Raw genomic sequence first — 16,775 nt, forward strand, 5'->3', positions numbered from 1 at the left:
AGCAGGAGCAGGATGAATTCGCTTAGCTTACTTATCAGACGCAATAAAAATAACCGATACCGGTATCGTAGCGAAGTCTACCTTCATGATAAACAAGACTTAAGAAAGCGCGTCCTCTTGCTCTTGCTTGTTATTGGAATGCACTCGATCGCGATGGTGTTCTTTGAAGACCTCAATTGGTGGCAAGCGTTTTGGCTGACCATGACTTCTGCCAGTACCACTGGCTATGGAGACATATCGGCCGCCACCTTTTGGGGGCAACTGTCCACCATTGTGCTCATTTACTGCATGGGCATCACCCTGTTAGCCCAAATAGCCAGTGATTACATTGAGCTACGAATAACACGCAAAGAAATGCGCATTAAAGGCCGCATGGAGTGGAATGCTATGCAAGATCATTTGCTCATCATTAATACCCCCAAATACGATGCCGAAAGGTACCTTGATTTGCTCATCACACAGGTGGCGAACACACCTGAGTTGGCAGACATTCCCATTCAGATTCTCACCCCAGATTTTCCAGAAGGCTTGCCGTTGAAGCTGCGTTCTTTGGGTGTGGTGCATCAAACTGGCGACGCAACCACCAATGGCATGCTGCTGTCCGCAGGCGCAGACAAGGCCAAGTACATCATTGTCTTGTGTCCGGATTATCAGGCATCGCACTCTGACAGCGTCACTTTCGACACGCTGCACAGAATCAAAAGCTTGCGTTCATCGGCCTTTATCTTGGCTGAGGCCATCGATGACAACAACCGTTCGCGGTTTCGAGAAGTCGGCGCCAATGCGGTGATTCGTCCGGTACGGGCGTACCCAGAGATGCTGGTGCGTTCCTTGATCGCGCCAGGCACAGAACAAGTCTTGGAGAATTTATTTCGTTACGAAGGGGACCACACTATTCGTGTCGATATTCAATTGGAAGGATTCACTTGGGCTGACATTGTCACCAAATTGATTCAACACAATGTGGGAACGGCATTGGGATTTGAGAACAATAATGGGGACATTATTACCCACCCTTCCACCACAGAAAAAGTCTCGGCGCGCTCTCTCATATTGCTAGTAGGCGACAAACAAGTGTTACCCAGCAAAGCGCAGCTCTATGGCTACTTTAACCTATAGCGTGCCGCTGGCTTGCATCACGCCTTCATAAGAGGTGATTTTTAAGCATAAAAAAAGCGAGGCATTTGCCTCGCTTTTTCAAGTAACACCTTGATTACAGCTGACCGGTCAATACTAGGTATTTTTCCATCAACTGTTCTTCTGTTTCTTTGCGATTCGGATCTAATGGAATGCAATCAACAGGGCAAACTTGCTGACACTGTGGCTCATCGTAATGACCGATACACTCGGTACATTTAGATGGCTCGATCACATAAATCTCTTCGCCTTGAGAGATCGCCTCATTCGGGCACTCAGGTTCACAGACATCGCAGTTAATACATTCATCGGTAATGATTAAAGACATCATTCACTCCTAACGATCTACAAGGCAGCCCTTGCAGGATCAAGACAACTTAATTTCGTTTTAACGCGTTATAGTGCTCTCTTAGAACACTCGCCACTTCAGGGTTTACAAACTGCCCAAAATCGCCTTCTAAGGACGCAATCTCTCGTACTAAGGTGGACGAAATATAAGAATGCTTTTCAGAAGGAGTCAGGAAAATGCTTTCTACATCTGGCGCAATAGCACGGTTCATATTGGCAAGCTGGAATTCGTATTCGAAGTCTGAAACAGCACGAAGCCCACGAACCACCACCTGACCTTTCACTGAACGAGTAAATTCAGTGAGCAGATTATCAAAGCCTACGACTTCAACATTCGGCAAGTGCCCCAATACTTTTTTCGCCAACGCAATGCGCACTTCATGAGAAAGAGCAGGTTTCTTTTTCGGGCTCGCCGCTACAGCCACGATAACCTGTTTAAACAGTTTTGACGCACGTTCAACCAAATCAGTATGGCCGTTGGTAATGGGGTCAAAGGTACCCGGATAAACCGCAATCGTACTCATAGCTTTCATCCAAACAATTATTAAAGGGAGAATAACTCGGCAAGCTGATTATTTACTATCCACTTTGTATTCCCATTGAGGGGTCGCATCATATAGGAATACGCCCCCTTTCTCAATTCACGGATACCATTACTAACATGAGTAATGTGTATACCACTAATCTATACTTGTTATATCGCGTATGGCGCTAAAAACTGCTTCAGCAAGGAGATCGCCAGAAAGAGAAATATAGGCGATAAATCCAAACCACCCAAGGTCGGAATGACGCGATGACACGCTTTATACAAGGGTGCGGTGATCTGCCCAACCAACATAGCCCCCGGATGACTCGCCCCTGGTGCAACCCAGCTTAGAATCACCGAAATCAGCAATGCCCAGAAGTACAAATCCAATAGGTGATACAGAGTCCCAACCACGGTAAAAATCGCATAATGCGCCGGTGTTGCGCTAAAACCGGCCATCATAAAAATAATGACCGTTGTTAATAGCTGTACCGCTAGAGCAAGCACAAGACACGAGGTGTCTAAGCGTCCAATAGGTGGAATAACCTTGCGCAAAGGCAACAGCAATGGGCTTGTGGCTTTCACAATACCCTGACTGATAGGGTTGTAAAAATCCGCACGGCTAAACTGCAATACCAAGCGCAATAAAACAACGAACAAGTACAGGTTCGCGATGGTTTTGATCAAAAAAACAAATGGATCTGACGTCATGGAAAAAGTCCTAGTTAATCAATTTGACCAGAAAACTGGCTAGCAAGCTGTTTGGAACGATTGGCACAAGCCGTCATTGCATCGTCCACTACCTTGTCAATATTAGACGCCTCAAACGACAACAATGCCTGTTCTGTGGTGCCCTTTGGTGAGGTAATGTTTTTACGCAATTGACTGATTGGCTCATCCAACTCTGTGACCATTTTAGCGGCACCCAACATGGTGTATGACGCCAGACGAGTACAAGCTTCTTCACTCAAACCTTGCGCTTGACCACTTTTAATCATGGCTTCTAAAAAGCGGAAAAAGTAAGCCGGCGCACTGCCAGACAAGGCGGTAACCGTATGCATATGCGCCTCATCATCCACCCATACTGAGTCGCCAATACTGGCAAATACATCAGACACCCATGCTTTTTGCTCATCACTGGTGTGTGCATTAGCGATCAAACCAGACATACCAGCACCGACTTGTGACGGCGTATTGGGCATACTTCTTACCACGGCGACTGGCTGTTTTAGCCATTTTTCAATGGCTGCCAATTCCACACCGGCGGCCACAGAGAGAAAGATCTGATCGGGGCGAACCTGATCAGCAAAGCCTTCAATGACACCTTGAATTTGAGCGGGCTTCACACATAAAACAACAGAATCTGCTTTTGCCACGGCGTCATTATTGTCGGCGAACATTTCGATGCCGAATGCCGCGCTGTATTTTTCTCGTTTCTCTGCGGTGCGAGAGGTTCCCATGATTTTTTCAGCTGGATAACCCGCTTCAATCATACCGCCGATAATGGCACTCGCCATATTACCAACGCCAATAAAGGCAATACTTGGTTTCATTTCATATCCTAATCTATGTATGAGGTGACGGTTAACATTGCGACCGCCCTCTTTGTAAAATCACTACGCGGACACTCATATTATGCCGTCGTATCGTTCGTATTATGCTGTCGTATAGTCCCGTGCGCCAAAGATAGCGGTGCCCACGCGAACCAGGGTACTGCCCGACGCAATCGCGGCGGATAAATCACCAGACATACCAATCGACAATGTGTCTATCATGCTATCAGTCGCGGCTAATTCAAGGAAGATTTGATGCAATGGCGCATAAACCTCTTTTTGTGCTTGTTCGTCTTCTTGTGGCGCAGGGATCGCCATTAGGCCACGCAAACGAAGATTCGCCAGCGAGTGAATCAAGGATGCCATAGCAGGCACGTCACTCAGTGCAATACCAGATTTGCTTGCTTCGCCGCTGATATTGACTTGAATACACACGTTTAACGGTGGGCTACCTTCTGGTCGCTGCTCATTCAAGCGCAAGGCTATTTTCTCACGATCTATGGTGTGAACCCAGTCCATGTTTTGGGCAATCAAGCGCGATTTATTAGACTGAATTGGCCCAATAAAGTGCCATTCAATGTCACTTAAATGCGCCAATGCCTGACGTTTTTCAACCGCCTCTTGCACGTAATTCTCACCAAATAAGCGCTGCCCAGCCTGATAAGCTTCTTCTAGCGCTTGCAGAGGTTTTGTTTTGCTCACGGCAAGCAAACGCACGCTGTTATCTTGACGATGATAACGGCGTGTAAAATCCGTAATTTGCTGAGTAACTTGAGATAGATTGGCTTCTATACTCATAGCAGCTTGCGCTCCTTTGTTATCGGTAAGGTAAATAAAGAATAGCCAAAAGGCCTTTTTACCGGACAGTAAAAAAGCCGCAAGGGATCATAACATTCTTATCAGATCGTCAATAACACACTAAAAGGTATAGAACTCTGTACTGGTGGTATAAATAGCACCATGAAATTCGATACGATAGCCAAACACGTCTGGCATTGAATTGGCCGCGTATTCGGCGGCACGGTGTAGATCGTCTAGCGAAGAATGCTCAGGGTAGTACGCAATGCCAATGCGAACGCCGTCTTTCGTCAGTCGATTAGACTCGCTGCCGGGAGCAGAAATAGCCTTAATCAGTTTACTGGCAACCACTTCGGCATCTTGCATGTTACGAATACAGACCCCCATCACAAATTCCCCATCACCGTAATACGCCACTAGGTCGTTGTCACGAACGGCGGTTTGTATCTTGCCGGCAATGTCTTTTAATTGTGCGTCATCGTGGGAGGTCAGTGTGCCGCGCAGCTTAAGAGAGATGAGTGCGACGCGCATAAAATGACGGCGCGAGTCTTTCAATACCATCGAAAAACTTTGCTTAAAGCTGAACGCTCTTAAAAGATGGGTTTGTGGGTCAAAGTGCCCTTTCTCTAACAACAGCTGATCTGTGTATTCACGCAAGGCGGCGGCTTCGATAAGCTCAACACTGCCTTTTAAAATCAAGTGTTTAACATCATCAAGCGGTGGCATCTCATGTTGTAACACCAGCATGAGATACGCCCCACTGTGCGGTTCATTGATGTTCAGCATGACGGCGTCAGTGAAATTATTGGCGGCTAGAAAGGCGTGCCATATCGCCCAGTCAGAAGCGTGCTGTATGTTGCTTTCTTGTCGGATCGGACAAGACGGACTTTGAGAAAAGGTATTTAAAGAAGCGGGCAGCTTAACAGCACTGCTGTTTGGGGTTAATAACTGAGTATTAATGTCATCATGACGCATTAGGGCCCATTCTTGCCCCTCCGCTCTCGTCAACAAGGTTACATACGCATCCGGCAAGATGGCTTTGCAATCTTTGAGCACTTCATCCCAAAAAAACGAGACAGATTTACCCTCTGCGATAGAGCGTAAACGTCGAGCCGTGTCAGAATCCCGACACATTAATAACTCACGTTCTTTTTCACTCTGAGCAAGTCGAGTTTGTAATTCTTGAATATCGAGCGGTAAAACATCAGACGCCATGTAGATGAACCAAAATAGTAGATACTGAATAATCAGATTAACGAGTCGATTATAAAAGTAAAGACTAAACAATCAAATAGGGCAAAGCCTTAGACGATTTCTAGCTTTGCCCTAGTGATTATCAAGCCAATGATGATTACACCAACTGGTAGACTCGCTGCCCAGAAATAAAGGTCGACATAATACGACCGGTGAAAGTATCTCCTAAATAGGGAGAATTTTGCCCTTTGGTTTTACGATTTTCCATGGTCCACTGCCATTGGGCCGTGCTATCAAACAACACAAAGTCTGCAAAACTGCCCACCGATAAGGTACCGGCTTCCAAGCCAAAGCAAGAGGCTGGGCCGCAGGTTAAAGAAGACAGCACTGTAGACAGGTCTAGATCCCCTTCATCCATCAACTGCATAGCAAGCGACAACAGTATTTCAACATTCGCCATACCCGGCTCAGTGGCGGCAAACGGCGCGATTTTTGCCATTTTCTCGTGGGGCTGATGATCAGAACAAATGGCACTGATCACACCGGCTTTGACGCCTTCAATCAAGGTCAAACGGTCGCCTTCACTGCGCAATGGCGGCAGCACATGGTAGTGACCATTAAACTGGTTAAGCACCTGATCGCTGAGCAATAAGTTGTGCACTGCCACATCGGCCGTCACATCCAAACCAGACGCTCTGGCATCGGCCACCATTTCAACCGATTTCGCACAAGACAAGCGAGCAAAGTGGGCTCGTACGCCGGTTTTCTCGACCAACAGCAAGTCACGCATCAAGGCGATGGTTTCTGCCGTCTCAGGGATGCCCGCTAAACCGTGCATGGTAGACATCAAGCCTTCATGGGCACAACCGCCTTCCGACAAACTGCCTTCGTCTGGGTGGAAGACCACCAATAGATCGTGGGTGGCTGCGTATTCTAAGGCTCGCGACAGCACCTTAGTGCTTGCCATCGGACGACGATGGTTCGATAAGGCGACGCAACCTGCGTCCGTTAGCGACACCATGTTGCTCAAATGCGCGCCGTCCAAACCTTGGGTCAAGGCACCAAGTGGAAAAACATTCGCCATGCCAGCGTCATCGGCTTTGTCTTGAATCAAGGCCGCGACCGCAGGCGTGTCTACAATAGGGTTGGTATCAGGCGGGCACACCAAGGTGGTGACGCCTCCAGACACAGCCGCACGACCTTCGGTGGCAATACTGCCCTTTTGAGTCAATCCAGGCTCACGCAACGCCACGGCCAGATCCACCAGCCCAGGCAATACCCAAAGCCCTTTTGCGTCAATCACTTCTGCGTTTTCAAAACCTGCAGGCGCTTCACCTATTGCCGCAATTTTCTGGTTCTCTACGTACAGATCGGTGACACGGTCTAGTTCTTGGCTAGGGTCGATTACACGACCATTTTGAATTCGTAATTTCATTGTCTTATTCATCCCCTGCCGTTTGCGGTTCATCACGTTGCAACTGACCACTCATCGCCATCGACAGCACCGCCATGCGCACCGCGATGCCATTGGTGACTTGATCTAAGATAACGGAATGCTCGCCGTCTGCGACTTCTGAGGAAATCTCAACACCACGGTTAATCGGCCCTGGGTGCATCACAATGGCATCAGGCTTAGCCCACGACAGGGACTCTTCCGTCAAACCATATAGACGGTAGAACTCGCCTTCGCTTGGCAATAAAGCGCCTTTCATGCGTTCTTTTTGGAGGCGTAACATGACCACGACATCCACGTCTTTCAGACCGGCTTCTAAGTCATGACAGATGGTCGCGCCCATTTCGGTAAAGAACTCAGGCACTAGGGTTTTGGGCCCCACTAAACGCACTTCTTCAACCCCTAAGGTCGTCAAAGCATGAAGCTGAGAACGCGCTACGCGAGAGTGTAAAATGTCCCCTACGATGGCTACTTTTAGCCCGTCAAACGTGCCTTTGTGGCGACGAATCGTAAGCATGTCCAACATCGCTTGAGTTGGGTGCGCGTGACGGCCATCGCCGGCATTAATGATCGCTACATTCGGTGTGCAATGTTCCGCAATAAAATGCGCCGCACCACTGTCTGAATGACGCACAATAAACATATCACTCTGCATCGCTTCTAGGTTTTTAAGGGTGTCTAGAAGGGATTCCCCTTTCGAGGTGGCGGAAGTTTCAATATTAAGATTGATGACGTCGGCAGACAGGCGCTTAGCGGCCAATTCGAACGTAGTGCGGGTACGAGTGGAGTTTTCAAAAAATAGGTTTACAACGGTTTTACCGCGAAGCAAGGGGACTTTTTTAACTGACTGTTCACCCATTGAGAGAAACGAATCTGCTCGATCTAGGATTTCCGTCAATATGGTTTTGTCCAAACCATCCAAGGTTAAAAAATGTTTTAGCTGACCGTGTTCATTTAACTGTAATGCCCGAGGGTCGGATCGCATCATGGTTTGCTTTCCTCAAACTGCAAAGACAGAATCGTCTTTCTCTATGTAAGATAGGAAAATGCCCAGCAAGGAGTATTCCATTACTGGGCATGTGTGACGCTAAACGGTGAGCTCGCCAGAAAGTTCTATGTGATCTCAAGCGTTTCAACCGCGTTTGCTAACCACCTTATCCATCTGCTAATTGTCGTACGAGTAGACTAAAAAATAAAGCGTGATAAGCACTTTAATAGCCATCAATCACAGAAACCGTAAGGGGTAACGGCCCAGATAGCTTAACTCTTTGGTCAGGATTAAGTTGCAATCGCTCGCCAATAACATCCGCTTGAATCGGCAGCTCGTGCTGTCCCAAATCATAGAGAATGGCCAAGCTGATGCTCGCAGGGCGACCGAAGTCAAAAATCTCGTTCATGGCGGCACGAATGGTGCGGCCCGACATCAAAACGTCGTCGACTAAAATAACGTGACGATCTTCAATCGCTGGCAACAGTGTTTGGTTCACTTTTGGGTTTAATCCCGCTCGGGTGAAGTCATCACGATAAAACGTAATGTCGAGCGTGGCCAATGCCTCATCTGTGTCTACCACCGACATCAACTGCTCCGCGACCCAAACGCCACCAGTGTGAATCCCAACAACGATCGGATTTGTTATGCCTTTTTGCGAACAATACGCGGTGAGCTGTGTCTTCATCGACGCCAGAGATTGCTCTAAATCTAACTTCATTTCTACTCCACTATGTATTGAAATCAACAGACACTTTATCCACTCGTGCCTGCCAGCATACTAATTGGTGACGGCTATTCTTTCGATTCCATAAACCAGGTTTCTAAAATCATCTGAGCAGCCAATCCATCTACTGAATTTTCTTTAAAATTACGATTGCCGCCGCGAGCAATCACTTGGCCTTTCGCCTCAAAGGACGACAAACGCTCGTCCATCATATGGTAAGGGCGATTAAAGCGTCCATGGAGGCGCTTGGCAAATTTACGTGCGCGTTGACACATCTCATTTTCCGAACCGTCCATGTCTAATGGCAATCCCACAACAAAGGCATCTGGCTTCCATTCATCAACCAGCTTAGTTATCTCATCCCAATTAGGAATGCCTTCTTTGGCCTTAAGTGGCGCTAATGGCGTCGCACTCCCGGTGAATGATTGCCCTATGGCAACCCCCATTCGAGTGGTACCAAAATCAAAGCCCAATACCGTATTAACGGTATTGGGCTTTTGGTTATCGCTCTGTGACGGTGTTACTGTCATTAACCATGTCCTATATCCGGTGAAAGTCTGGCCATGTCAATTCCCAACACCTTAGTGGCGGCGGTAAACTGCATGTCACTTGGAGTATGGAATAATACGTCTAAATCAGCCTCACATACCAGCCAATCATTATTCGCAATCTCAGACTCCAGTTTTCCAGCGTCCCAACCGGCACACCCTAACGTAATACGAAACGCTTCAGGGCCATTGCCTTCAGAAATATGCTCTAACGTTTCTAACGACGCCGATAACGACACATCACTGGTAATTTTTAACGTATTGCTCCACGACTTATCCGCGGTATGCAGAATAAACCCTCGCTCTGCTTCAACAGGACCACCATTATAAATAGGCTCAGATGTTAACCATGGACACGCTATCTGCATACCTAGATGATCCGCTAATTCGGTAAAGTCGATATTAGATGGGCGATTAATTATGATGCCCATTGCGCCATCTTCAGTGTGTTCGCAAAGATAAACCACGGTGTGCTGAAAATGTGGGTCATCAAGATGTGGCATTGAAATTAGAAAGTGATCTTTAAACGAATCAAAAAATGCATTCATACTAATTTGCCCTCTTTTTTTATGAAAACGCAGGGAACTCACGTCATTGGAATGCCTCAGAATAAGGCTGTTTTACATAGGAAATTTCGACCAATAAAGACGCGCCGACCTTTGCAGTATAGGACAAGCTTTGCATTTGCCTAGCCCGAACGCACAATTTATCTCGGTTTCGCTTCAAAATAAGCAACCCAAACGGTAAACTGACTGCCTTTAGATCGCTCTCGATCTATTCGATAACAGAACCATTCACCCAATTAAGGAATGACAAACATGTCCTTTGCATCCTCATCTACCTTGTTAAGCACACCGACATACGTCGCTGCGTTTGGCTGTGCGATGGATTTGGCTGATTGGCAACGTCATTATCATGCGGAGTCTATCGACTTACGTCTCTTTTTCCACAGTGGTTGGTCTTCTTAACGCCCTGCTTCGTCGCATTATTTTATTCTCAACAGGCAGCAAGGCTCTCTGTCCTTGCAACTGTCATATTGCCTTTGCTCGCCCTATCGCGAGCACAACGACATGGCCTTTGGCCAACAGGAAATAATCATGAAATTAGAAGCCGTAGATTACACCAGTGCCACTGCACAAGAAGATTTTGTTAAGTCCCTTCACGACACCGGTTTTGGCGTATTAAAGAATCACCCAATCCAAAAATCCTTAGTCAGCGCCATTTATCAAGAATGGCAGGCGTTTTTTGATAGCGAAGAAAAATACGACTACCGCTACAACAAGGGCACTCAAGATGGTTACTTTCCTCCGGATGTGTCAGAAACCGCGAAAGGCCACACTAAAAAAGACATCAAGGAGTACTTTCACTACTACCCTTGGGGTCAGTGCCCAGAAGACAAAAAAGCCCTGCTCACTCAGTATTACTCAGAAGCCAATAGCTTAGCGGCTGAATTATTGGCTTGGGTTGAAAAACACACCCCAGCTGACATTGCTCAACACTACTCTCAATCGCTTTCAAGCATGGTGGATAACAGTGACCAGACACTGCTTCGAGTGTTGCATTACCCACCACTGAAAGGTGACGAAGAGCTGGGCGCTATTCGTGCTGGAGCCCATGAAGACATTAATTTGCTGACCATATTGCCGTCAGCCAATGAGCCTGGCCTGCAAGTCAAAGCAAAAGACGGCAGCTGGGTGGACGTTCCTTGTGACTTTGGCACGCTAGTGGTCAACATTGGCGATATGCTGCAAGAAGCCTCTGGCGGCTACTTTCCATCGACATCACACCGAGTGATCAATCCAGAAGGGGCGGACAAGACCAAATCTCGTATTTCTCTGCCACTCTTCTTGCACCCAAAACCCGCTGTCGTGTTATCTGAGCGTCACACTGCAAAGAGCTATTTGCACGAACGATTGGTGGAACTAGGGGTCATTTAACCGGCCTTTTTCAAGCCCATAAAAAACGCGCTAACAGTGATGCTAGCGCGTTTTTTCATTCTACTTTGTCATGATAAGCACGCGATTGTGCTTATCATGAGATAAGGCTATTGCTTCCCGCTATAGCCAAATTCCACTGCCGTTCGCGTATAGAAGATTTTTATGTCTGCTTGCTCCAAACGTTCCAGTAATTGAGCTTCTTGCTCAGGTGACGCAATAAAGGTGATCTGCACTGGCTCATCGGAATCATCCAACCAAGTTTTGCTGTGTGTTTCACCGTGCTGACCGACGCCCATTAAACCACTGGATACCGTAGCCCCAGGTAACGCTAGCTCGGCTGCCAATGCCATCAAATATTCAGGCACATTATGATTTTGGTACGCTCGTCCATAATAGGTATAAAACGTAATCTGAGATCCTTTCATAAACCACCTCTTAAAAATAGAACACTCTAGTCTGTGAAGTATGCGCGATTATTGATCCGTATGAATCACTGGGCGAACCGACATGCCCACACGCAATTGCGTCAATGCCGCTTGCCCTGGTGTTAGCTGAATACGCACAGGAATACGCTGGGTAATTTTAGTAAAGTTGCCCGTTGCGTTGTGAGCAGCAATAGGGGAATAGCTCACTAAGCTCGCTGGCGCAATATGCTCAACCGTGCCTCTTAGAGTCACATCTGGCAAGGCGTCTACTTTAATGGTTACTGGCTGCCCTTCTCGAACGTGCGCCAGTTGTGTTTCACGATATTGCGCTTCGATGTATACCTTATCAATAGGCACAATCGTTAGCAGAGGCTGACCAACATTAACGTGACCCCCTTTACGCGCTTGAACCTGAGCGACCATGCCAGACTCTGGCGCGGTTAATTTCGCGTATGACTGCTGCAAAATAGCGCCGTTCAATTTCGCTTGAGCGGATTCTAACTTGGCTTCTGCTTGCTTAAGCTGCGCCATTAAAATCGCCACCGCTTGCTTGGTGGATTCCAAGGTCGCTTCATCGCGCTGCTGAATGGCTTGCTGGGTTTGCAAGTCTGCATCGGCTTGTTGCTTCGCCAATACGGTTCCAGCCCCATCACGGGCTAGGTTTTTAAAGCGTTTCTGATTCGCTTGCGCCAAACTTAGCTTCGCTTTATCGAGCGACAAGTTTGCTTCCGCTTGCTTAATCAAAGACCCTTGGCGGGCAATCTGTGCGTTTAAAATAGCCAACGAAGATTGCGCCGTCATCACATCGGCCTGCGCTTCTTTATGAGCAATCGCCAAATCACGCTCATCAATGCTCACCAAAGGATCGCCCGCTTTGACAGAGATGTAGTCCGACACAAAAACCTGATCGACAACGCCACTAATGCGCGGCGAAATAACGGTCAAATCTGCATCAATGTATGCGTCTTCGGTCGCTTGATCTACGTTATTTGATGCATGCTTGTTTAATTGCCAAACACCGCCGCCCACGACAACAGCAACCAATGCAACGACAGCGGAGTAACGAATATTCTTAATCATGTCTAACCTATTTAAATAACTTATTAGTAAAGGCACAGAGGCCGAATTTTTCACGTTTTGCAGCCTATTAAGCAGGCTTCACCACTTTTGGCGCAGGGATATACATCAAACACATTACCAATGGGATCATCACAAAAGCAGCGATGCCAAGCCCAATGAAAATATCCTCTCCACTCAGCACCCCTGCCTGCTTGGCTAACTCTCCAGCCCAATAAGCGTTGGTGTGTACTTGCGTTTCGTAGATAGATGCTGTGTTCCAATGAGCCAACAAATCTTCAAAATGAAACTGATTGCGAACCACCATAATTTGACCAATCAAGACACCACCGACCATGGTGCCCAAGGCTCTCAAGGTGTTAATGATGCCGGATACAAATGGCCCTTCCATTGGTTGCACCACGCTGGTTGCCAAAAACAACAAGCACACTACCGCCATTGGCTGGCCGATTGCTTGCAATACTTGAGCGGTAACGAATTGCGCCGTCATCCATTCACTGGTCACATTAGAGGCCAATAAACAAGCACTACCAATGCACGCCAAACCAATAGAAAACAGAACTCGAGCATCCACCCATGATTGGTACAACAAGAAGGCAACAACAGAACCTAAGAAGATCTGCGGCAAACCTATCCACAAACCAATGGACGCGAGTTGCTCCATTCGGAAACCCTGAGTTTGTGCTAGTAATTGCAATGGCATAGATACACCACTCGCCAATACAATCAATAATGCGAAGAACAAGGTGAATCCCAAACCTAAATTACGCTTTGACAATAACTGCAAGCGCATAAAGGGGGCCGGATGATGAAATTCTGACCACAGAAACAACACCAATAAACCCGTTGCTATCATCGCGGTGCCGCGAATAAAGCTAGAATCCAGCCAGTCCATGCGAATGCCTTGAGTTAACGTAATCGTCAACGCAATGATGCCGAAGACCGCACAAAAGGCACCGAGGTAATTCGCCTCTTTTATGCGCGATCTCATTTGTGGCAGCTTAGGAATGCCGTAATATACAAAGCTGATCGATAACAGGCCTAAGGGAATGACATGCCAGTACAACCAACGCCAGTCATGTATTTTGTCCAAGAATAAAGCCGCCAACCAAACAGCCACATTCGGTGCCAGTGTTGCTGTCATTGCATACAAAGCCAAACCATGCAGACGAATCGACAGTGGCAAAAAGCGCAACGCCGACATCATCAAAAGAGGCACCAAGGAACCCGCAAAGTAACCTTGCACAAAACGCAGCCCCATAAACAGTTCAGCGTTTTGTATAAGAGGCAGAAACACCGCAATGGTAATCACACCGATTTGAGCGATGATCTGGAAGCGACGCAACGAAAAAGTAATCGCCAACCAACAAGCAAATGGCATTGCCATTAACTCACCCGCCTCGTACCAAGTGGTAATCCAAGAGCCTTGATCACTACTAAAGCCCATGGCGCCTAAAAAATCGGCTTCTCCCAAAGAAGGCAAGCGGCTGTTCAAACCAGACATCATGGCCGCCAACAACACGCCCAATAAACCAATGGCTAAGCGAACGCCAAAAGCAGGGCCTGGCGGCGGAGTGGGTTTACTGGCCTGAGGCGCGCTGTCCACTACTGGACTTTGCACAACTGCGGTCATTTCGACACCTTCTCACCTGAAAAAGGTTGCTTAACATCGCCACTCCAATCACCGCCCAATGAACGATAAAGAGCGACCATGGCCAATGCTTGACTCACTTGTCCATCCATCAAAGAACGCTTCGCGGCAACCAAAGACTGTTGCGCATTCAATACATCGCCACGGTCTGCTGCCCCTTCTTGAAAGGATCTAAGCGCCGCGTGCAATGCTACTTCACGCTGCTTTTGTGCGGCATTTAAGCGACGCACACTTTCACTTTCTGAGGTCCAAGCACCCAATGAGTTCTCGACTTCATGCCAAGCTGACAGTACGGTTTTGCGATAAGTAACCGCCGCCGCTTTTTGTTTCGCTTCTGTTAATGCCAAGGTCTGGCGTAATTTTCCGCCTTCAAAGATTGGCAAGTGGAAAGAAGGCCCGACAGAGTATTGACGAGAGTCCCAGCTGCCCAAATCAGACAAATCGTTCGACAAGGCGCCGATTGAGGCGGTTAAACGAATGCGTGGGTAAAAATCAGCATTCGCCGCGCTTACTTGGGCGATGCTTGCTCTCAATTTGGCGCCCGCCATCAAGATATCAGGACGATTACGCGCTAAATCAGACGGCACACCAACCGCTAATACAGTCGGTAAAGAAGGCGCTTTTGGCTGACCGCTTAATTCAAGATCTAAAGCGTGTGGCGACAAGCCCAACAACAACGCCAGTGCATTTTTCAACACCGCTTCTTGATGCTGTAAAGAAGGCAATTTCGCCGTCACATCAGACAACTCAGCTTTCATTGTTTGCGTTTGATAATTGGTGCCTACGCCATTTCGCTCGCGGTTTTGCGCTAAACCATAGCGGCTTTTCGCGATTTTGATTTGCTCTTGAAGGTACTGCTGCTGTGCCTGAACGCCGCGTAAACGCCAATAGTTACGCGCAATGTCTGCACTTAACGAGACTTGCACCATGTCGTTTTCAAAGGCGGTGGCTTGCAACTGTTCTTTCGCGGCTTTTTCTTTGTCGCTTAAATATCCCCAGAAATCCATTTCCCAGCTTGCGCCAGTACTCAAGCTCCAAGTATCAATACGGGAAGTCGGAGCGCCAACAGCAGCAAGCGGAGCGTCTTCACTCAACCCTATGCTACTAAAGCCACCATCGACAGACAGCTGAACATTCTTCTGAGAAGACACCAAGCCCAATTGCGCGCGGCTTTCTTTCCAGCGAATCGCCGCCAACTGCAAATCTAAGTTATTTTTCTCTGCTCTACTTTCCAGCGAGGACAAAACATCATCGTGAAACAGCGTCCACCAACGAACAGGCGTCGCCACCGAGCTCGTTGTTTTAAGTGCTTCCCAATTAACACTCACCTCTGGTTTGCTGTCCTCTGCGGACAAGGTACTTTTCGGTATCAGAGCACAACCTGTCATCAGCCCTAAGGCCGTGATAACCAAGCCGCCTTGAAACCAACGGGAATATTTTAAACCCTTCGTCATATCGTATAATATCTCTAGAAATAAACTGGTTAGTTTAGCTTTGAAAGAACCAACAAATACCATAAAAACCTTTATTAATTGGAATTTAAAGTAAAAATTGAACCGATCAGTACAGTTGAATTTCGTTTATTTTAAACCGATCGGTACACCTTGTGTCAAGATAAAAATGAGAATAGAATCTATTTCCTAAAAAATGAAAAATGGTGAAGAATTGTGACCTCAGAACAACCGGCACCGCAGGACCCAAAAGCACAACTTGTGCTGGAAGCTGCGACGAAAATATTCCTACAACGTGGCTTTTCAGCCGCCACCACAGACATGATTCAAAAAGAAGCTGGGGTATCAAAAGCAACGGTATATAACCGCTATCCAAACAAAGAAGCCTTGTTTTTTGCGGTCATTGAAAAGGGCTGTTCAAATACCATTTCGCAAGTCAAAGCGATCCAAGCATCGGCGGATAGTATTGATAAAGTACTCGCTGAAATTGGCTATACCTATCTAAAATTTACCTTATCTCGCGAGGGTTTAGCTCTTTTTCGCACAGTGGCTGCCGAAGCGATTCGCTTTCCAAATATCGCAGATGCTTTCTATACGGCTGGGCCAAAAATGACCCTAGAAATTATCTCTGAACACATTGCTCGCGCCGCCGATAGAAATGAAATCAAGGTGCAATCCATTGGTGTAGAGCAAGCCGCTTCTTTGTTTATTAGTATGCTCAGAGGAGAAGGTCACATGATTGGCGTGATGTATGCGGACTCTGTACCGTCACAAATACAGATTGAAAAGTGGACAAAAAATGCTGTAGATACCTTTATGAAGGCGTTTGCACCTTAACGATTTTGGCGGATCTCAGACAAAAACGTCGAGCGAATATCGAACTTAGCGCTTGTCTATTGTGTAAATTACCAGCAATTAGCAGGAAAACGTTTTAATTTCTTATCATTGCCCCCAACCATTTT

The 16,775-nt window shown here is 47.2% G+C and carries 19 protein-coding genes; 4 read left to right on the forward strand and 15 right to left on the reverse strand.

Annotated features, from left to right (window positions below; genetic code table 11):
* Positions 1 to 12: 12 nt before the first annotated feature.
* A complete protein-coding gene (locus tag ACIGBN_RS12705) occupies positions 13 to 1,119 on the forward strand; it encodes an ion channel (protein WP_396665844.1) in 1,107 nt (368 codons plus the stop codon).
* Between the two features lie 94 nt (positions 1,120 to 1,213).
* Here ACIGBN_RS12705 and ACIGBN_RS12710 read toward each other — a convergent pair whose 3' ends face one another.
* The 11 genes from ACIGBN_RS12710 to ACIGBN_RS12760 form a co-directional block, all read right to left on the reverse strand.
* Entirely contained in the window at positions 1,214 to 1,465 is a 252-nt protein-coding gene (locus tag ACIGBN_RS12710) for a YfhL family 4Fe-4S dicluster ferredoxin (RefSeq protein WP_133002464.1), read from the reverse strand.
* A gap of 49 nt (positions 1,466 to 1,514) precedes the next feature.
* Positions 1,515 to 2,009, reverse strand: coding sequence for a pantetheine-phosphate adenylyltransferase (gene coaD / locus ACIGBN_RS12715; protein ID WP_133002463.1), 495 nt, complete (start codon positions 2,007 to 2,009; stop codon positions 1,515 to 1,517).
* 170 nt (positions 2,010 to 2,179) lie between these two features.
* Entirely contained in the window at positions 2,180 to 2,722 is a 543-nt protein-coding gene (locus ACIGBN_RS12720) for a YggT family protein (protein ID WP_133002462.1), read from the reverse strand.
* Between the two features lie 14 nt (positions 2,723 to 2,736).
* Positions 2,737 to 3,564: a pyrroline-5-carboxylate reductase gene (proC, locus tag ACIGBN_RS12725; protein ID WP_396665847.1), complete on the reverse strand. Its 828-nt coding sequence runs from the start codon at positions 3,562 to 3,564 to the stop codon at positions 2,737 to 2,739.
* A 102-nt stretch (positions 3,565 to 3,666) separates the two neighbouring features.
* Positions 3,667 to 4,362, reverse strand: a complete 696-nt coding sequence (locus ACIGBN_RS12730; RefSeq protein WP_396665849.1) for a YggS family pyridoxal phosphate-dependent enzyme — start codon at positions 4,360 to 4,362, stop codon at positions 3,667 to 3,669.
* Between the two features lie 120 nt (positions 4,363 to 4,482).
* Complete coding sequence (locus ACIGBN_RS12735; protein WP_396665851.1) at positions 4,483 to 5,577, reverse strand: GGDEF domain-containing protein; 1,095 nt, start codon at positions 5,575 to 5,577, stop codon at positions 4,483 to 4,485.
* A 136-nt stretch (positions 5,578 to 5,713) separates the two neighbouring features.
* Complete coding sequence (locus tag ACIGBN_RS12740) at positions 5,714 to 6,991, reverse strand: dihydroorotase (RefSeq protein ID WP_396665853.1); 1,278 nt, start codon at positions 6,989 to 6,991, stop codon at positions 5,714 to 5,716.
* Positions 6,992 to 6,995: 4 nt separating this feature from the next.
* Positions 6,996 to 7,997 carry an aspartate carbamoyltransferase catalytic subunit gene (locus tag ACIGBN_RS12745; protein WP_133002457.1) on the reverse strand — a complete coding sequence of 334 codons (1,002 nt, stop codon included), beginning with the start codon at positions 7,995 to 7,997 and terminating at the stop codon, positions 6,996 to 6,998.
* Between the two features lie 223 nt (positions 7,998 to 8,220).
* Entirely contained in the window at positions 8,221 to 8,718 is a 498-nt protein-coding gene (gene pyrR, locus ACIGBN_RS12750; RefSeq protein ID WP_133002456.1) for a bifunctional pyr operon transcriptional regulator/uracil phosphoribosyltransferase PyrR, read from the reverse strand.
* 74 nt (positions 8,719 to 8,792) lie between these two features.
* A complete protein-coding gene (ruvX, locus tag ACIGBN_RS12755) occupies positions 8,793 to 9,254 on the reverse strand; it encodes a Holliday junction resolvase RuvX (RefSeq protein ID WP_133002455.1) in 462 nt (153 codons plus the stop codon).
* On the reverse strand, positions 9,254 to 9,820 hold the full coding sequence (locus ACIGBN_RS12760; protein WP_133002454.1) for a YqgE/AlgH family protein: 567 nt from the start codon (positions 9,818 to 9,820) through the stop codon (positions 9,254 to 9,256). Before ACIGBN_RS12760 ends, ruvX begins: the two co-directional genes overlap by 1 nt.
* A 270-nt stretch (positions 9,821 to 10,090) precedes the next feature.
* Here ACIGBN_RS12760 and ACIGBN_RS12765 point away from each other — a divergent pair, with 270 nt between their 5' ends.
* Together ACIGBN_RS12765 and ACIGBN_RS12770 are read left to right on the forward strand one after the other, a co-directional pair.
* Positions 10,091 to 10,240 (forward strand): hypothetical protein, encoded by a 150-nt coding sequence (locus tag ACIGBN_RS12765; RefSeq protein ID WP_165942960.1) that lies wholly within the window; start codon positions 10,091 to 10,093, stop codon positions 10,238 to 10,240.
* 129 nt (positions 10,241 to 10,369) lie between these two features.
* Positions 10,370 to 11,209, forward strand: coding sequence for an isopenicillin N synthase family oxygenase (locus ACIGBN_RS12770; protein WP_133002453.1), 840 nt, complete (start codon positions 10,370 to 10,372; stop codon positions 11,207 to 11,209).
* Positions 11,210 to 11,316: 107 nt separating this feature from the next.
* Here ACIGBN_RS12770 and ACIGBN_RS12775 read toward each other — a convergent pair whose 3' ends face one another.
* The 4 genes from ACIGBN_RS12775 to ACIGBN_RS12790 form a co-directional block, all read right to left on the reverse strand.
* Positions 11,317 to 11,634 carry a DUF190 domain-containing protein gene (locus tag ACIGBN_RS12775; protein ID WP_133002452.1) on the reverse strand — a complete coding sequence of 106 codons (318 nt, stop codon included), beginning with the start codon at positions 11,632 to 11,634 and terminating at the stop codon, positions 11,317 to 11,319.
* 48 nt (positions 11,635 to 11,682) lie between these two features.
* Positions 11,683 to 12,714 (reverse strand): HlyD family secretion protein, encoded by a 1,032-nt coding sequence (locus ACIGBN_RS12780; protein WP_337164105.1) that lies wholly within the window; start codon positions 12,712 to 12,714, stop codon positions 11,683 to 11,685.
* Between the two features lie 67 nt (positions 12,715 to 12,781).
* Positions 12,782 to 14,344, reverse strand: a complete 1,563-nt coding sequence (locus ACIGBN_RS12785; RefSeq protein ID WP_396665858.1) for an MFS transporter — start codon at positions 14,342 to 14,344, stop codon at positions 12,782 to 12,784.
* Positions 14,341 to 15,816 (reverse strand): efflux transporter outer membrane subunit, encoded by a 1,476-nt coding sequence (locus ACIGBN_RS12790; protein ID WP_396665860.1) that lies wholly within the window; start codon positions 15,814 to 15,816, stop codon positions 14,341 to 14,343. The genes ACIGBN_RS12785 and ACIGBN_RS12790 overlap by 4 nt, the downstream gene beginning before the upstream one ends.
* A gap of 213 nt (positions 15,817 to 16,029) precedes the next feature.
* On the opposite strand from ACIGBN_RS12790, the gene ACIGBN_RS12795 reads away from it, so the two are divergent.
* Positions 16,030 to 16,650, forward strand: a complete 621-nt coding sequence (locus tag ACIGBN_RS12795) for a TetR/AcrR family transcriptional regulator (RefSeq protein WP_207923341.1) — start codon at positions 16,030 to 16,032, stop codon at positions 16,648 to 16,650.
* The last annotated feature ends 125 nt before the right edge of the window (positions 16,651 to 16,775 follow it).

Origin of the sequence: Marinomonas sp. NPDC078689, assembly GCF_044542435.1 — a bacterium.
Classification (GTDB): Bacteria; Pseudomonadota; Gammaproteobacteria; order Pseudomonadales; family Marinomonadaceae; genus Marinomonas; species Marinomonas arenicola.

What these genes read in the sequence shown, in the direction of transcription:
- ACIGBN_RS12705 (WP_396665844.1), top strand. Translation starts at nt 13, where the DNA reads ATGAATTCGCTTAGCTTACTTATCAGACGCAATAAAAATAACCGATAC.
- ruvX (WP_133002455.1), bottom strand. Translation starts at nt 9,254, where the DNA reads ATGACAGTAACACCGTCACAGAGCGATAACCAAAAGCCCAATACCGTT.
- ACIGBN_RS12710 (WP_133002464.1), bottom strand. Translation starts at nt 1,465, where the DNA reads ATGTCTTTAATCATTACCGATGAATGTATTAACTGCGATGTCTGTGAA.
- ACIGBN_RS12780 (WP_337164105.1), bottom strand. Translation starts at nt 12,714, where the DNA reads ATGATTAAGAATATTCGTTACTCCGCTGTCGTTGCATTGGTTGCTGTT.
- ACIGBN_RS12760 (WP_133002454.1), bottom strand. Translation starts at nt 9,820, where the DNA reads ATGAATGCATTTTTTGATTCGTTTAAAGATCACTTTCTAATTTCAATG.
- ACIGBN_RS12790 (WP_396665860.1), bottom strand. Translation starts at nt 15,816, where the DNA reads ATGACGAAGGGTTTAAAATATTCCCGTTGGTTTCAAGGCGGCTTGGTT.
- ACIGBN_RS12745 (WP_133002457.1), bottom strand. Translation starts at nt 7,997, where the DNA reads ATGATGCGATCCGACCCTCGGGCATTACAGTTAAATGAACACGGTCAG.
- ACIGBN_RS12765 (WP_165942960.1), top strand. Translation starts at nt 10,091, where the DNA reads ATGTCCTTTGCATCCTCATCTACCTTGTTAAGCACACCGACATACGTC.
- coaD (WP_133002463.1), bottom strand. Translation starts at nt 2,009, where the DNA reads ATGAGTACGATTGCGGTTTATCCGGGTACCTTTGACCCCATTACCAAC.
- ACIGBN_RS12730 (WP_396665849.1), bottom strand. Translation starts at nt 4,362, where the DNA reads ATGAGTATAGAAGCCAATCTATCTCAAGTTACTCAGCAAATTACGGAT.
- ACIGBN_RS12720 (WP_133002462.1), bottom strand. Translation starts at nt 2,722, where the DNA reads ATGACGTCAGATCCATTTGTTTTTTTGATCAAAACCATCGCGAACCTG.
- pyrR (WP_133002456.1), bottom strand. Translation starts at nt 8,718, where the DNA reads ATGAAGTTAGATTTAGAGCAATCTCTGGCGTCGATGAAGACACAGCTC.
- ACIGBN_RS12785 (WP_396665858.1), bottom strand. Translation starts at nt 14,344, where the DNA reads ATGACCGCAGTTGTGCAAAGTCCAGTAGTGGACAGCGCGCCTCAGGCC.
- ACIGBN_RS12740 (WP_396665853.1), bottom strand. Translation starts at nt 6,991, where the DNA reads ATGAAATTACGAATTCAAAATGGTCGTGTAATCGACCCTAGCCAAGAA.
- ACIGBN_RS12735 (WP_396665851.1), bottom strand. Translation starts at nt 5,577, where the DNA reads ATGGCGTCTGATGTTTTACCGCTCGATATTCAAGAATTACAAACTCGA.
- ACIGBN_RS12775 (WP_133002452.1), bottom strand. Translation starts at nt 11,634, where the DNA reads ATGAAAGGATCTCAGATTACGTTTTATACCTATTATGGACGAGCGTAC.
- ACIGBN_RS12770 (WP_133002453.1), top strand. Translation starts at nt 10,370, where the DNA reads ATGAAATTAGAAGCCGTAGATTACACCAGTGCCACTGCACAAGAAGAT.
- proC (WP_396665847.1), bottom strand. Translation starts at nt 3,564, where the DNA reads ATGAAACCAAGTATTGCCTTTATTGGCGTTGGTAATATGGCGAGTGCC.